Here is a 15,143-nt window from a genome sequence, read left to right as displayed (position 1 = left end):
CCATGAACGTTCACCGGGTCCGTCCCGGCAACGTCCGTGGCCACCGCACTAGCCCTGGTGCGGGTAGCGGCTCACCCTCGGCGGGACGAAGCTCTCCTTGATCGTGCGGGGGCTCACCCAGCGGAGCAGGTTGTAGATCGAGCCGGCCTTGTCGTTGGTCCCCGACGCGCGCCCGCCGCCGAAGGGCTGCTGGCTGACGACGGCGCCGGTCGGCTTGTCGTTGACGTAGAAGTTCCCCGCGGCGAATCGCAGGGCCTTCGACGCCGTCTCGATGGCAGCCCGGTCCTGCGCGATCACCGCGCCGGTGAGCCCGTACGGCGCGCCGCGGTCGACGTGCTCCAGCACCTGCTCGAACTGCGCGTCCTCGTACACGTTGACGGCGAGCAGCGGCCCGAAGTACTCGGTCGAGAACATCTCGTGGCCCGGGTCGCCGCCGAGGACGATCGTGGGGCGCACGAAGAAGCCGGTTGCGTCGTCGGCGGTGCCGCCCGCGACCACCTCGAGCCCCGGGTCGGAGTGGGCGCGCTCGATCGCCGTGGTCACCTTGTCGTAGGCCCTGCGGTCGATCACGGCGCCGAGGAAGTTGCCGAAGTCCTCGACGTCGCCCATCGACAGCGCCTCGACCTCGTCGACGAGGTCGTCGCGCAGCCGCGTCCAGACCGAGCGCGGCACGAACGCCCGCGAGGCCGCCGAGCACTTCTGGCCCTGGTACTCGAAGGCGCCGCGGACGAGCGCGGTGCGCAGCACGTCGACGTCCGCGGACGCGTGCGCCACGACGAAGTCCTTGCCGCCGGTCTCGCCGACCAGCCGCGGGTAGGTGGCGTAGTGCGGGATGTTCGCGCCGACCTGCTGCCACAGGTGCTGGAACGTGGCGGACGAGCCGGTGAAGTGGATCCCGGCGAGCGCCCGGTCGGCGAGCAGCACCTCGGAGATCTCACGGCCGTCACCGGTGAGCATGTTGATCACACCAGGCGGGAGGCCCGCCTCCTCCAGCAGGCGCATCATGTGCCACGCGGCGAGCGTCTGCGTCGGCGACGGCTTCCAGATCACCGTGTTGCCCATCAGCGCCGGGGCGGTGGGGAGGTTCCCGGCGATCGCCGTGAAGTTGAACGGCGTGATCGCGTAGACGAAGCCCTCGAGCGGCCGGTAGTCCATCCGGTTCCACGCGCCCGGGCCGCTGTTCGGCTGGTTCTCCAGGATCTGGCGGGCGTAGGCCACGTTGAAGCGCCAGAAGTCGGCGAGCTCGCACGCGGAGTCGATCTCGGCCTGGTAGCAGGTCTTGCTCTGACCGAGCATCGTGGCGGCGTTGAGCCGGCCCCGCCACGGCCCGGAGAGCAGGTCGGCGGCGCGCAGCAGCACCGATGCCCGCGCCTCGAACGGCAGCGCACGCCACGTGGGCGCGGCCCGCAGCGCCGCCTCGACGGCGGCCTTCGCCTCGCCGTGCCCGGCGTTCGCGGACGTGCCCAGCACGTGCGCGTGGTCGTGCGGCGCGACGACGTCGAACGGCGTGCCGCCCGCCATCTGCTGCCGGCCGTCGATGGTGACGGTCAGGTCGTGGTGCGTCCCGCCCATCTCGGCGAGGGCGGCCTGCAGGCTCGTGCGTTCCGGTGAGCCCGGCGCGTAGTCGCGCACCGGCTCGTTCCGCGGGACCGGAGTGGAGGTGATCGCGTCCATAGCAGGGGACTCCCCAGGGTCGGAGGTGCCTTGAACCCTAGGAAGCCCCGCCTGCCGCAGGCTCGTCCGCGGGGACAACGATTCGGTGCTCGCGTTGTCCGGGCGGACGAGCCTGCGGCGGCTGCTCAGGGCAGCCTGGCGAGGAGCTCGTCGAGCGCGGCGTAGCTCTCGTTGAGCCCGATCTCCATGCCCGAGTTCAGCATCCCGTCGCGCTCCTCGGCGGTGTGGAACAGCGACGTGCTGGTGACCTTCGTGCGCCCGTCGCCGAGGTCGGTGAACTCGGCGGTCTCGACCGCCACGTGGCCCGGCATGCCGTCCCACTCGAAGGTCTGCACCACCCGCTCCATCGGGGTGACCTCGCGGTAGCGGCCCTCGAACCCGTGGTCGCCCTCCGGCCCGTGCTCGACGAACCGCCAGTGCCCGCCGCGCTCGACCTCCATGCGCACGATCTCGAGCTTGTTGCCCCGGCCCCACCACTGGGCCACCAGCTCCGGGTCGGTGAAGGCCCGCCACACCCGCGCGATCGGGGCGTCGAATACGCGCTCGATGCGGATCTCCCGCTCGGCCGGGGTGGTGATCGTTGCGTTCGTCATGGCTCTGGCTCTCCCTTCGTGCGCTCGAGGAACGCGCCCAACCGGTCGAGCCGGGCCTCGAGCATCTCCTGGTACCGCGCGATCCACGCGGTCTCGTCCTCCAGTCGGCGCGGGCCGATCCGGCAGATCCGGACCCGACCGACCTTCTCCGTGCGGACCAGCCCCGCCTCCTCGAGCACGGCGATGTGCTTCTTCATCCCCGTGAGCGTCATCCCGAACTGCCCGGCGAGCTCACTGACGGACGCCTCGCGCGCACCCAGGCGCTCGAGGATCCCGCGGCGGGTCCGGTCGGACAGCGCCCGGAAGGAGTCGTCGAGCCCGTCCGAACACTGAACCATATAGTTCAGTGTTGCGGGGCCCGGTGGTCCTGTCAAGCGGTGCCTTCGCGGGTCAGGGGCGCCCGCGGCCCGCGGCCAGCAGCTGGAGGTGGTGCACCAGCCGGGCCCGCGGCTCGTCCAGCCGCAGACCGGCGATCGCCGTGGCTCGCCGCACCCGGTAGCGCAGGGTGTTGGGGTGCACGGTGAGCCGCTCCGCGGCCGCGCGGACGTCGCCCATCGCGTCGAGCCACGCCACCACCGAGGCGACGAGGTCGGTGCGGTGCTCCCGGTCGTACTCGACCAGCCGGGCCACGCCCGGGTCGCGCAGGTCCGGGTTCGCCGCCAGCAGCCCGAGGGTCTGGGTGAGCAGCACCTCGGCGCGGATCTCGCCGAACACCGCCACGTCCTGCCCCTCGGCCATCGCGTCGAGCACCCGGTCGGCCTCGCGGCGGGAGTCCGGCACGCCGGCGAGCCGCGCCGCGGGCGACCCGATCCCCGCCTGGATCCGGATGCCGCTGCGGCGCCGGGCGGCGCTGACGACCTCGGCGCACAGCGTCCGGACCACATCCGTGCCGTGGACGTCCGGCAGCACCGCGTACACCCGCGCCCCGACCGCGGCGGAGAGCGCCGCCCGCCGGTGGGCCACCGCGTGCACCGAGACGACCTCGACGAGCTCGGCGACGACCAGCTCCTGGGAGGCGGCGTCGGCGTCGCGGACGGCGAACGCGACGACGAGCGCACCCGCGTCCTCGTTCAGCCCGAACGTCCCGGCCACCAGATCCGGGCTCGCCCGCCCGTCGAGCAGGCCGGCCACCAGGTCCCGCTCCCACCGGCCGCCGGGCGCCTGCTGGCTGCGGCGGCGAACGAGGTGGCCCGCCGCCACCCGCGCCGCGCCGACCAGCACCTCCGCGGCGCGCTCGGCGAACGGCTCCGCGCCCTCCTGCACCCAGATCGTGCCGAGCTGGCGGTGGCCGGCGTGGATCCCGATCGCGAGCCTGCGCCGGATGCCCAGCTCGGCGTGCTCGTCGACGTGCACGACGTCCTCGCTGTCGCGCAACCGGTCGAACACGCCCCACTCGCGCAGCATCCGCAGGTAGTCGGCGGGCCCCTGACGGCCGAGGATCGAGAGCCTGCGCAGCTCGTCGACCTGCGCCGCGTCGGCGTCCGAGCGGGAGTACGCGAGCACCTGGCTCGCGGTGTCCTCGATGCTGACGACGCCGCGCGTGAGCAGCGCGACCGTCTGGGCGAGCGAGTTCAGATCGCCCGACCCGTCGTCGCCTGCCGGCCCGCCCTCGTGCAGGACGTCGCGCGCGAGCGACTCCAGCCGCTCCCAGCGCACGTCCGGCCGCACCAGCAGGAGCGCGGCACCTGCGTCCATGGCGGCCGCGCGCAGCACGTCCGCCGGGCCGCCCGCCTTCACCGCCACCGCGGCCGCGCCCCGCCGCGCCGCTGCCCGCAGCGCGGCGGTCGCGGCCCGCCCCCGCACCCCGATCACCAGCACGAGCTGGCCCGGGTACCGGTCGGGCTCGTCGTCGGGGTCGACGATCGCGAGCCCGGTGAGCGGGACGTCGAGCCCGGCCGGGGCAGCGGCCACCTCCACCAGCGGCTCGCCGATCGCGGCGAGCAGGCGGCGGAGCGTGGTGTCCATGGACCGGAGGGTAGCTGTCGAGCTGCACCAGGACGGTGCGGAAACGTTGTCCGCTCGGACGAGCCTGCGGGAACCGTCACGATCTACGGTCCACCGCATGCTTCGCAGCACCCTGCTGGCAGCGTCCCGGTCGGGCGCCGTCCGCGCGGCCGTGGAGGCCGGGCCGTTCGACGCGCTGGTCGACCGATTCGTCGCCGGAACCACGGTGGCCGCGGCGATCGTTGCCGCGCGCCGGATCACGGCCGACCGGCTCGTCACGATCGACCACCTCGGCGAGGACACCACCGAGCGCGCGCAGGCCGAGGCGAACGTCGCCGCGTACCTGACGCTCCTGCGGCGGCTGGGGCACGAGGGGCTGGCGGACAGGGTCGAGGTGTCGGTGAAGCTGTCGGCGTTCGGGCAGCGGCTGCCGCGGGACGGCGAGAAGATCGCGCTGGAGTCGGCGCGGCAGGTGTGCGAGGCGGCGGCCGCGGTGGGCACCACCGTCACCGTCGACATGGAGGACCACACGACCACCGACGCCACCCTGGCCACCGTGCGGGACCTGCGGGTGGACTTCCCCTGGGTGGGCGCGGTGCTGCAGTCCCAGCTGCATCGCACCGAGGCGGACTGCCGGGAGCTCGCCGGGCCCGGCTCCCGGGTGCGGCTGTGCAAGGGTGCCTACGACGAGCCGGAGTCGGTGGCATACCGGAGCGCCGCCGAGGTCGACCTGTCCTACGTCCGGTGCCTCAAGATCCTCATGGCCGGGCGGGGCCTGCCGATGGTGGCGACGCACGACCCGCGGCTCGTCGCGATCGCCCGCCACCTCGCCCAGCGGGCCGGGCGCTCCGTCGACGGCTACGAGCTGCAGATGCTCTACGGCGTGCGCCCGCACGCCCAGACCGACCTCGCGGCGCGCGGGCTGCGGGTGCGCGTCTACCTGCCCTACGGCACGGAGTGGTTCGGCTATTTCATGCGCAGGCTGGCGGAACGGCCGGCGAACCTGGTGTTCTTCGCGCGTTCGCTGCTGACGCGCGGCTGAGGGCTCGATTCGAGGAGGACGCGGTGACCGCACCGGGCAACGCATTGTTGCGTCGCAAGCCCATCGACGACGTGGAGGAGGTGCGGGGCGGCGGCCTCGAGCGCACGCTCGGGCTCTGGCAGCTCACCGCGATCGGTGTCGGGGGGATCATCGGGGCGGGGATCTTCTCCCTCGCCGGGGTGGTCGCGAACGAGACCGCCGGGCCCGCGGTGGTGATCTCGTTCCTGGTGGCGGGCATCGCGAGCGCGGCGGCGGCGTTCTCCTACGCCGAGTTCGCCGGCCTGATCCCGAAGGCGGGTTCGGCCTACACGTACGGCTACGTGGTGCTCGGGGAGTTCGCCGCGTGGTTCATCGGGTGGGACCTGCTGCTGGAGTACACGGCGATCGTGTCGGTCGTCGCGATCGGAATCTCGGGCTATCTGGGGGACCTGCTCGGGTTCCTCGGCGTCTCGCTGCCGACCTGGATGCTCGGCGCACCGGGCACCGAGTCCGGGGGGGTCGCGCCGGGCAGCTACGTCCTCGACCTGTTCGCCGCGCTGCTGTGCCTGCTGATCGCGTTCGTGCTCAACCTGGGCATGCGCAGCGCCGCGCGGTTCGAGACGTTCCTGGTGTACCTCAAGGTCGCCGTCGTGGCCCTGGTGATCGTGGTCGGCGTCTTCCACATCGACCCGGCCAACTACAACCCGTTCACCCCGTTCGGGCTGTCCGGCGCGTTCGTCGGTGCCGCCACGGTGTTCTTCGCCGTGTTCGGGTACGACGCGATGAGCACGGCGGCCGAGGAGTCGAAGGACTCGCAGCGCCATATGCCGAAGGCGATCGTCTATTCGCTGGCGATCTCGATGGTGCTCTACGTGCTCGCCTGCCTGGTGCTCACCGGCATGGTCAACTACCGCGACATCAACACCGACGCGCCGTTCTCCGCGGCGTTCGCGTCCGTCGGGCTCCCGGTGCTCGGCGCGATCATCGCGGCGGGGGCGATCTTCGGCATCCTCACCGTGCTGTTCACGTTCCTCATGGGCGCCTCCCGCGTCGGCTACGCGATGAGCCGCGACGGGCTGCTGCCCGCCTGGTTCTCGAAGACCGACCCCGAACGCAAGGCGCCGACGCGGATCACCTGGGTCCTCGGCGTCGTATCCGCGGCGATCGCCGGGTTCCTGCCGATCAGCGAGGCCGCCGAGCTGACGAACATCGGCATCCTGCTCGCCTTCGTCGTCGTATGCGTCGCGGTGATCGTCCTGCGCTACCGGCGGCCCGACCTCCCCCGCTCGTTCCGCTGCCCGGGGATGCCGGTAGTGCCCGCCGTCGGCGTGCTGTTCTCGCTCTGGCTGATCAGCTTCCTCAATCCGGTGACGTGGCTGCGGTTCGTCGTCTGGTTCCTGATCGGGCTGGTGGTCTACTTCGGCTACGGCATGCGCCGCTCGCGGCTCGCGGCCCGCTGACGCGGTCGGGCCCCGCGCGGCTCGGGGGACACGGGGAGCCCGGGCGGGTACGGCTCAGGAGTAGGTGCCGTACACCCGCTCGGGCTCGATCAGAACCGCGACCCGCCGCTCCTCGCGCATGACGCGGTCATAGGCGTCCCAGTCGTCGTGGGTGCCGCCCGCGCCGGTGAACACCGCCCGGAGCAGCAGGCGAAGGCCCTCGGCGTCGATGCCGTCGGCCGGGTCGTCGGGGCCGATCAGCCCGCTTCGGCCGTCGACGCCGATCCACTCCCAGCCGGCCCGCCACAGGATGGACGTCGCGGGGCGTTCGCGCAGGGACCGCAGCTTCACCGGGCCGTACGTGACGTACCCGACGACGGGTCGTCCGGTGAGCGGGTGCTCGAGCACGCCCGCGTTCACCAGCGAGGCGTGTGGCGTGCCGTCGGCCCGCACGATGCTGACGCTCGCGAGTCCGTGGTCGCGGCCGACGAATCGGCGGACCGGGGTCAGATCGGGAACGGTCACGGACACAGTCTGCACCCGTTCGGACCGGGTGCACCCCGCCGCTCGGTGCTGAGGTGGGCCGCCCATCCCGTGGCCGTTCGGTGGAAGTTGTGGATGACTCGGGCCGATCCGCGCCATCCTGGGGTGTCCCGGACCGAGGAGGCACCGATGCTCAGCACGCGGTTCACCGAGCTCGTGGGCTGCGACGTCCCGATCCAGCAGGCACCGATGGGGCAGCTCGCCCCGCCGGGTCTCGCGCTCGCGGTGGCGCGGGCAGGCGGCGTCGGGACGGTCAGCGCGCCGATCGGAGCCGAGCCGGAGGCGCTCGCCGCCCAGCTGGACCCCTGGATGGACGCGGGCGCGGGGACGCTCGCCGTCAACTTCGTCACCGAGCAGGTCGACCCGGCCGCGGTCGCGGTCGCGGGGGCCAGGGCGCGGATGGTCGACTTCTTCTGGAACGCCCCGCACGCCAAGCTCGTCGAGGCGGCGCACGAGGGCGGTGCGCTGGTGAACTGGCAGGTCGGGTCGTTGCCCGACGCCGTGCTCGCGGTCGAGGCGGGAGCGGACGTCGTCACGGTGCAGGGCCGGGAGGCGGGTGGGCACGTCCGCGGCGACACGGCGCTGCTGCCGCTGCTCACCGCCGTGCTGCGTGCGGTGGACGTGCCGGTGCTCGCCGCGGGCGGGATCGCCGAGCCGCGTGCGCTGGCCGCTGTGCTCGCGGCGGGCGCGTCCGGGGCCCGGGTCGGTACCCGGTTCCTCGCGACGCCGGAGTCGGGGGCACACCCCGAGTACGTCCTGGCGCTGCTCGCCGCGGGCCCGGAGAGCACCGAGATCACCGACGGGTTCGCGGAGTGCCCGATGTGTGCCACGCTGCCGCGCGCACGCGTGCTCCGTTCCGCGATCGCGGCGGTGGAGGCGGTCGACGGGGAGACCGTGGGCGGCGTCGGTGACCAGCAGCTCCCGCCGCGCGCGGGGATGCCGCCGCACAAGGAGGTGCAGGGCATGATCCACGCCATGGCGCTGTACGCGGGCGGCGGCGTCGAGCACGTCACCGCCGTCCGGCCGGCCGAGGATGTCGTGCGGGAGCTGGCCGAAGGGGCCGAGGCGCTCCTGCGCGTCTGGTGAGATGGCTGGGTGACGGCAGGCAGCACTGAAGGGGTCGACATGACGACCCGACGTCCGGCTCGCCGGCAGACCGAGATCGCGGAGTACGTCGTCCAGCACGGCACCGCCACCGCGCACGAGCTGGTGGAGGCGTTCGGCGTCAGCCTGATGACGGTGCACCGGGACCTGGACGCACTCGAGCGCCAGGGCGTGGTGCGCAAGTACCGGGGTGGGGTCACCGCGCAGCCAACCAGCGTGTTCGAGAGCAATGTGGCGTACCGCCTCAACACGGCGCAGGTGCAGAAGCAGGCGCTCGCCCGGCGGGCCCGCACCATGGTGGAGCCGGGGATGTCGGTGATGCTGGACGACTCCACCAGCGCGCTCGCCGTGGTCCGCCTGCTGGAGGACGTCACGCCGCTCACCGTCGCGACCAACTTCCTGCCGGCCGTCTCGCTGCTCACCGCGATGCCCGGCGTCCAGCTGGTCGTCCTCGGCGGCATCTACTCGCCCACGCACGACTCGTTCGGCGGAGTGCCCTGTGCCGAGGCCGTCGAGGCGCTGCAGACCGACCTGCTGCTCTGCAGCGTCTCCGCCGTCTCATCGACGCACGCCTACCACCAGGAGCAGGAGATCGTGCTGGTCAAGCGGGCGATGCTGCGCGCGGCGCGCACGCGGGTGCTCCTGATCGACAACGCCAAGCTGCGGCGCACCGCGCTGCACCGCCTCGCCCCGCTCACCGACTTCGACCTCGTACTGGTCGACGACCAGGCGCCCGCGGAGCAGGTCGCCGCCCTCCGCGATCAGGGGGCGGCGGTGGAGGTCGTGCCGGTCTGAGCGCCGCCGCGCCGTGCCCGTTCCCGCAGCCGGACCAGCACGACGTGCGCCGCGCACGCGACCTGGACGACGACGTACCCGAGGGCGACGGGGAGGAGGTCGGCGCCGACACCGTTCGGATCCGGGTCGGGTGAGGCCGGGACGACGAGCGCGACGACCAGCACGAGCAGGGTGCTGGCGATGTGGAGGCGGGCGTAGGCCATGCCGTGGCCCGCAGCGGTCCGGACGCCGAGCTCGTGCACGACGAGCAGCCGGAAGGCGAGCCCGAGCAGCAGCAACCGGAGGATGTCGGCGGCCGCGGCGTAGCCGGGTCCGAAGATGGACAGGCCGGGCCCGGCGAGGACCGCGCCGAGCGTGAGGAGCGGCAGGAAGATCTTCAGGATGCTGCGCCGGGACGAGCTGGTGAGCTCGGCGCCGCGTCCGGGTTCACGGGCCCACCTCGCCGACAGCGGGTGCATGTAGTAGTTGGCCGCGGTCTCGAGGACGATGGTGGCCTGCCAGGCGATGAAGAACGCCGCTCCGGCCTCGGGACCGAACCGCAGGATGACGACGAGCGGCACCTGGTTGAGCAGCAGGGTGTAGCCGACCTGGGCGGTTGCGGTCGGGCCGAGGAAGCCCACGACCTCGGAGCGGCTGGGCATCACGCCCGAGCCGGGCGACCGGCGGGCGAACCGGCGCACCACGACGAGAAGGACGAGGGACCCGACGGCGATCCAGACCACGATCGGGCCGACCCAGGACAGGACGACCCCCTGGGCTCCGAACGCGGTGCCGAGCACCAGCAGCAGCGTGATCCGGACGACGGCGAACAGGCCGTTGCGCCACACCGTCCACCAGGGCTTCCCGATCGCCACGAGGATGTAGTCGTGGACGATGAACACCCCCCACCCCGCGCTGGCCAGCGCGAACAGGCACATGCCGAGGGGGAGCGGCCCGTCCGCGCCGGCGGCGGTCCGGGCGAGGTCCGGGACGAACACCACGTATCCGAGGCCGACGACCGCGGACAGCGGCATGATCAGGAGGAGGCTGCGCCAGACCAGGGGTGAGGCGTGGCAGCCCGCCACCGGGAGCCAGCGGATCAACCCGAGGCCGAGGTTGAGCTGGGTGATCCCGGCGATCAGGATGAACGCGGACACGACGGCGGCGGCGAGTCCGACGTCGGCTTGGGGGAGCAGGCGTGCGGCGATGAGCCAGCTGGCGAGCCCGGCGAGTGCGCCGAGCGCGGAGCTGATGGACAGCGCGAGGCCCTCGCCCGCACCGGACTTCTCGCCGGAGCACGCGGCCGGGGGCACGATCGTCATCGGCTGCGTCCGCAGGTCGGCGAGCGCGAGGTTGCCCCAGCGCGGCGGGTGTGCCGGCAGGCCGAACGGCACCGTGGGACACGCGTCCGGCTCCCCCGCCGGCGTTCCGGGACGAGTCATCGGCCCGAATCCGCTCGCGAGGGCATGATCGTGGGAGATCGGACAGAAAGGTCGGTGAGGATGACCGGGGACACCGATGAAGCGGTCCAGGCGTTGGTCGAGCTCAGAGCGGGCTTGGAGCGCACGATCACGGCCCTCGGCGCGGCATCCGTCCGCGCGGAGGAGCTGATCGAGCGCCGCCGGAACGGCGCGTCCTGGTACGAGATCGTCTCGACGGAGGAGCCGCCCCTCGTCATCGAGACGATCACGCAGGTGCTGGACGACCTCGGCGAGCTCGGCAGCAGGTTCCGCCGGGAGGAGGCGCTCGCGCTGCAGCGCGAGGACGTCAGCATCACGAAGATCGGCGAGCTGTTCCGCGTGAGCCGCCAGCGCGTGTCCACGCTCCTGCAGGGCACGCGCGGACGGGCCGAGGCCGGGGCCTGACAGCGAGCCTGCCTCACGGGCACCACCCGTACCCACCGCAGAGCAGCACGACCTTCACGCGGCGGATCTCCTGACGCTCATGCGCATCCTCCATCACCGGCCGTGAGCGCAATACCCGTTGCGCCCACGTCAGGATGACGTACGGCCGGGGCCGGAGGTTGCCCGCCCCCGCGATGTTGATCGATCGAGTGGCCGGAACGGCCCGCAGCCGCAGTGGATTTGTGAACTACCGGCGAAGTTCACACCCTCGGACTGTTCGAAACCACGATCGAGTGATAACTTCCCCGCCCGTGACGCCCACCACGACGAGGAGGCGGGCATGACCGCTGTCGGCGAGTCCGTCCGGGCCCTTCCGGACGCGTCCGCGCGGCCGACCCCGAGCGCACCTCCGCGCCCGCTGCGGGAGTACGGGCTGTTCGCGCTGATGGTGGCGCCGAACCTGATCGTGATCGCGGTCTTCGCGTACTGGCCGATCCTCTACAACGCCTACCTCAGCCTCACCGAGTGGAACATGATCGCCGTGCGGCCGACGTTCGTCGGGCTGGCCAACTACGCGCGCACGCTCACCGACCCGGCCTTCCACCAGACGCTGTGGACCACCGCGGTGTTCACGGGGCTGATCGTGGCCGGCAGCGTGGTGATCGGGCTGGCGCTCGCGGTGCTGCTGAACCTGCCGCTGGCCGGCCGCGGGTTCGTGCGCACGCTCTCGTTCGCACCGCACGTGCTCTCCGGGGCGGCCGTGGCCACGCTGTGGCTGTTCATCTTCGACCCGGGCTACGGGCTGGTGCGGGTGCTGCTCGACCCGCTCGGAATCACCGCGCCGAACCTGGTCAACGACTCGGACGGCGCGCTCCTCGCCCTGGTCATCGTCTACCTCTGGAAGAACATCGGCTTCGCCGGGCTGATCTACCTCACCGGGATGCAGGGCCTGCCGCGCGAGCTCGACGAGGCCGCCCTGATCGACGGCGCGGGCGCGTGGACCCGCTTCCGCCGGGTGACGCTGCCGCAGCTGCGGCCGATCACGTTCTTCCTCCTGATCACCACGGTGATCGGGACGTTCCAGGCGTTCGACGTGATCGCGGTGATGACGAGCGGCGGCCCGGGCGACGCGACCACCACGCTCAGCTGGGCGATCTACAGCGAGGGCTTCGAGGCGTTCGACGCCGGGAGGGCGGCCACGATCTCGATCATCATGTTCGTCATCCTGCTGATCGTCACCGCGGTGCAGGTCCGGATCATGGAGAGGCGGGTGCACGTCGGATGACGGCGACCCTGGAACGGACCGCCCCGGCCCGCCCGCAGCAGACGCCGCGATCCGTGCGCGCGGTGCAGTACGTCGTGCTGGTGGGCGTGGCCGCGGTGTTCCTCGGGCCCCTGTACTGGCTCCTCACCACGTCGCTGAAGGCGGCCGACGAGATCTACCAGGCCCCGCCGGAGTGGTGGCCGAGCGCGCTCACCTGGGAGAACTTCGGGCTGGCCTGGCACGCCGCCCCCTTCGACATGTTCTTCCTCAACTCGACGGTCACGACCGTGGCCGGTACCGCGCTCAAGGTCGCGAACGCCGTGCTCACCGCGTACGCGTTCGTGTACCTGCGGTTCCCGTTCAAGAACGTGCTGTTCATGGGCGTGCTGGGCGCGATGATGGTGCCGGGCCACGTCACGTTGCTGCCCAACTACCTCACGGTGGCGAGCCTCGGCTGGATCAACACCTACGCCGGGCTGATCATCCCGGGCATCGGCTCCGCGTTCGCCACGTTCCTGATGCGCCAGCACTTCCTCACCTTGCCCCGCGAGGTGACGGACGCGGCGTCCGCGGACGGCGCGGGGCACCTGCGCACCCTCTGGCAGGTGGTGCTGCCGATGTCCCGCCCGATGCTGATCACGGTGCTCGTGATCACCGCGGTGGAGGAGTGGAACCAGTTCGTCTGGCCGCTGATCGTCACCAACACCGTGGAGATGCGGACGCTGCCCGTCGGCCTGCTGCTCCTGAAGGACCAGGAGGGCCCGACGAACTGGGGCACGATCATGGCCGGCACGGCACTCGTGCTGGCCCCGATGCTGCTGATCTTCTTCGTGGCGCAGCGCTGGATCGTCGGCGGCATCACGGCCGGGGCGGTGAAGGGATGAGAACCCGCCGTTCCTTCCTGGCACTGCTCGGCGTCGCGGGTGCCGCCGGGATCGCCGGGTGCGGCTTCCGCTCCCCGGACGCCGAGTACGCCCAGCCCGCTGGTGCCGTCCCCGCGCAGTACGCCGGGCGCGTGCGCGTCGTGTTCTGGCACTCCTACAGCGGCCGCAACGGCAAGGTGCTCGGCGAGATCGTCACGCTGTTCAACGACGCGCAGGACGACGTCTACGTCGAGCCCCAGTTCCAGGGCACCTACGACGACACCGCGCAGAAGGTGGCCGCATCGCTGATCGCCGGGCAGGTGCCGGACATCGCGATCTTCTCCGACGTCACGTGGGAGCGGTTCTACCTGAACGACGCGCTGGAGCCGTTCGACGGGTACTTCCGGCCCGGCTTCGCCGCCGGCGTGTACGAGCCGAAGCTGTTCGCCGAGGGGGTGTTGCAGGGCCACAGCTGGTGGATCCCGTTCGCCCGCAGCACGCCGTTGCTCTACTTCAACCGCGACGCGTTCGCGCAGGCCGGGCTCCCGGACCGGGCGCCCGCGACGTGGAGCGAGCTGCGGGAGTGGGCGCCCGCGCTGGCCGGCGTGCAGTACGCCGGGAGGTCGCTGCGCAGCCTCGCGTTCATCAAGGTGGACGGCGACTGGCAGTTCCAGGGCAACGTCTGGCAGTTCGGTGGCGCCTACTCCAACGGGCTCGACGTCACGATCGACGAGGACGGCGCCGTCGCGGCGGGGGAGTGGCAGCGGCGGATGGTCCAGGACGGCCACGGCTACATGGCCACCAGCGTCACCACCGACTTCGCCAACGGGCTCGTGGCCATGGCGCAGGACAGCACAGGCGCGCTGCGCACCGTGACGGAGAAGGCGTCGTTCCAGGTGGGTGCCGGGTTCGTGCCGGCGGAGGTGGCGTCCGGCGTGGCGACGGGCGGCGGCGGGATCGGCATGATGCGCAACGCCACCGCCGAGCGCAAGCAGGCCGCCGCGGCGTTCATCGCCTTCCTCGCCCGGCCCGAGATCTCGGCCCGCTGGACCACCGAGACCGGCTACCTCCCCGTCGTGCAGGCGGCGCGGCGCGAGCAGGCCCTCGTCGACCTCATCGCACAGCAACCCAACTACGGGGTGGCGATCGCGCAGCTGGCGCAGGCCCGCCAGCAGGACGCGATCCGCCTCTACGGGCGCAACGCCAACGTCGCGATCTACACGGGCCTGCAGCAGATCTACGCCGACAACGCCGACCCGCGCACCGTCTTCGGGTCCGCGGCCCGCAGGCTCGAGTCGATCGCCGACGAGGTGCGGCGCCAGTACGAGGAGAAGGTCCGGGCATGATCATCACGGGGCACCGCGGCGCCATGGGCAGCGAGCCCGAGAACACGCTGCGCTCGTTCCGCCGTGCGGTGCGGGAGGGGTGCGACGAGATCGAGCTCGACCTGCGCGTCACCTCCGACGGCCGCATGGTCGTGCTGCACGACGCCACGGTCGACCGCACCACGGACGGCTCCGGTGCCGTGGCGGAGATGACCTTCGACGAGGTCCGCGCGCTCGACGCGGGCCTGGGCGAGCAGGTTCCGACGTGGGCCGAGGCGGTGGCCGCCGTGGACGTCCGGTTCCAGGCCGAGGTGAAGGCCGAGGCGGCGGTGCCGGTGCTCGCCGAGTCGCTGCGCGCCGACCCGGACCTGGCGCGGCGCACCCTCGTCACGTCGTCCCACGCGGAGATCCTGCTCGCCGTCCGCGAGGAGCTGCCGGAGATCGGGACGGGCCTCATCCTCGGCCGCACGCCGGCGTTCGCCGAGATCGTCGCCCGGACCACGGCCGCGGGTGCCGGCACCGCGTTGTGCGGCATCGCGGGGCTCACGGTCGACGGCGTGGCCGACCTGCACGAGCGCGGCTTCGACGTCACGGCCTGGCCGGTGCCCGACGAGCAGGCCCTGGCCACGGCGGTGGAGCTCGCGGTGGACGGCGTGACGACGGATCACCCGGACCGGCTCCGCGGCCTCGTGCACGCGAGCTGAGGGCCTCCCCCGAGTGCCAGCATGGTGGCTTTACTGGCACAAGACGGCAGT

General features: G+C 72.3%; 15 protein-coding genes. 9 read left to right on the top strand and 6 right to left on the bottom strand.

Features of this window, described 5'->3' with window-relative positions:
• Positions 1 to 48: 48 nt before the first annotated feature.
• From pruA to ABEA81_RS32055, 4 genes are all read right to left on the bottom strand, one after another.
• On the bottom strand, positions 49 to 1,674 hold the full coding sequence (gene pruA / locus ABEA81_RS32070) for an L-glutamate gamma-semialdehyde dehydrogenase (RefSeq protein WP_345610331.1): 1,626 nt from the start codon (positions 1,672 to 1,674) through the stop codon (positions 49 to 51).
• Positions 1,675 to 1,799: 125 nt separating this feature from the next.
• Positions 1,800 to 2,267 carry an SRPBCC family protein gene (locus tag ABEA81_RS32065; protein WP_345610329.1) on the bottom strand — a complete coding sequence of 156 codons (468 nt, stop codon included), beginning with the start codon at positions 2,265 to 2,267 and terminating at the stop codon, positions 1,800 to 1,802.
• Positions 2,264 to 2,605, bottom strand: coding sequence for an ArsR/SmtB family transcription factor (locus ABEA81_RS32060; RefSeq protein WP_345610327.1), 342 nt, complete (start codon positions 2,603 to 2,605; stop codon positions 2,264 to 2,266). Before ABEA81_RS32060 ends, ABEA81_RS32065 begins: the two co-directional genes overlap by 4 nt.
• Before the next feature lie 52 nt (positions 2,606 to 2,657).
• Positions 2,658 to 4,232, bottom strand: coding sequence for a PucR family transcriptional regulator (locus tag ABEA81_RS32055; protein ID WP_345610325.1), 1,575 nt, complete (start codon positions 4,230 to 4,232; stop codon positions 2,658 to 2,660).
• A gap of 97 nt (positions 4,233 to 4,329) precedes the next feature.
• On the opposite strand from ABEA81_RS32055, the gene ABEA81_RS32050 reads away from it, so the two are divergent.
• Positions 4,330 to 5,253: a proline dehydrogenase family protein gene (locus ABEA81_RS32050; RefSeq protein ID WP_345610323.1), complete on the top strand. Its 924-nt coding sequence runs from the start codon at positions 4,330 to 4,332 to the stop codon at positions 5,251 to 5,253.
• A gap of 23 nt (positions 5,254 to 5,276) precedes the next feature.
• Positions 5,277 to 6,692, top strand: coding sequence for an amino acid permease (locus ABEA81_RS32045; protein WP_345610321.1), 1,416 nt, complete (start codon positions 5,277 to 5,279; stop codon positions 6,690 to 6,692).
• 54 nt (positions 6,693 to 6,746) lie between these two features.
• Here ABEA81_RS32045 and ABEA81_RS32040 read toward each other — a convergent pair whose 3' ends face one another.
• Positions 6,747 to 7,196, bottom strand: coding sequence for a pyridoxamine 5'-phosphate oxidase family protein (locus tag ABEA81_RS32040; protein ID WP_345610320.1), 450 nt, complete (start codon positions 7,194 to 7,196; stop codon positions 6,747 to 6,749).
• Positions 7,197 to 7,343: 147 nt separating this feature from the next.
• On the opposite strand from ABEA81_RS32040, the gene ABEA81_RS32035 reads away from it, so the two are divergent.
• Both ABEA81_RS32035 and ABEA81_RS32030 read left to right on the top strand, forming a co-directional pair.
• Positions 7,344 to 8,300 (top strand): NAD(P)H-dependent flavin oxidoreductase, encoded by a 957-nt coding sequence (locus tag ABEA81_RS32035; RefSeq protein WP_345610318.1) that lies wholly within the window; start codon positions 7,344 to 7,346, stop codon positions 8,298 to 8,300.
• 39 nt (positions 8,301 to 8,339) lie between these two features.
• Entirely contained in the window at positions 8,340 to 9,113 is a 774-nt protein-coding gene (locus ABEA81_RS32030) for a DeoR/GlpR family DNA-binding transcription regulator (RefSeq protein ID WP_345610316.1), read from the top strand.
• Here the strand turns inward: ABEA81_RS32030 and ABEA81_RS32025 are convergent.
• The gene (locus ABEA81_RS32025) at positions 9,080 to 10,534 is read right to left on the bottom strand and encodes a lipopolysaccharide biosynthesis protein (protein ID WP_345610314.1); all 1,455 of its coding nucleotides are present in this window, start codon (positions 10,532 to 10,534) and stop codon (positions 9,080 to 9,082) included. The genes ABEA81_RS32030 and ABEA81_RS32025 overlap by 34 nt on opposite strands.
• A gap of 60 nt (positions 10,535 to 10,594) precedes the next feature.
• Here ABEA81_RS32025 and ABEA81_RS32020 point away from each other — a divergent pair, with 60 nt between their 5' ends.
• From ABEA81_RS32020 to ABEA81_RS32000, 5 genes are all read left to right on the top strand, one after another.
• Positions 10,595 to 10,957, top strand: coding sequence for a hypothetical protein (locus ABEA81_RS32020; protein WP_345610312.1), 363 nt, complete (start codon positions 10,595 to 10,597; stop codon positions 10,955 to 10,957).
• Between the two features lie 319 nt (positions 10,958 to 11,276).
• Positions 11,277 to 12,221, top strand: a complete 945-nt coding sequence (locus ABEA81_RS32015) for a carbohydrate ABC transporter permease (RefSeq protein WP_345610310.1) — start codon at positions 11,277 to 11,279, stop codon at positions 12,219 to 12,221.
• Positions 12,218 to 13,084, top strand: coding sequence for a carbohydrate ABC transporter permease (locus ABEA81_RS32010; protein ID WP_345610308.1), 867 nt, complete (start codon positions 12,218 to 12,220; stop codon positions 13,082 to 13,084). The genes ABEA81_RS32015 and ABEA81_RS32010 overlap by 4 nt, the downstream gene beginning before the upstream one ends.
• A complete protein-coding gene (locus tag ABEA81_RS32005; RefSeq protein WP_345610306.1) occupies positions 13,081 to 14,409 on the top strand; it encodes an ABC transporter substrate-binding protein in 1,329 nt (442 codons plus the stop codon). The genes ABEA81_RS32010 and ABEA81_RS32005 overlap by 4 nt, the downstream gene beginning before the upstream one ends.
• Positions 14,406 to 15,092: a glycerophosphodiester phosphodiesterase gene (locus ABEA81_RS32000; RefSeq protein WP_345610304.1), complete on the top strand. Its 687-nt coding sequence runs from the start codon at positions 14,406 to 14,408 to the stop codon at positions 15,090 to 15,092. Before ABEA81_RS32005 ends, ABEA81_RS32000 begins: the two co-directional genes overlap by 4 nt.
• Positions 15,093 to 15,143 lie beyond the last annotated feature (51 nt).

Origin of the sequence: Pseudonocardia adelaidensis, assembly GCF_039543345.1 — a bacterium.
Taxonomy (GTDB): Bacteria; Actinomycetota; Actinomycetes; order Mycobacteriales; family Pseudonocardiaceae; genus Pseudonocardia; species Pseudonocardia adelaidensis.
This window is presented reverse-complemented; position numbering and strand designations above follow the sequence as displayed.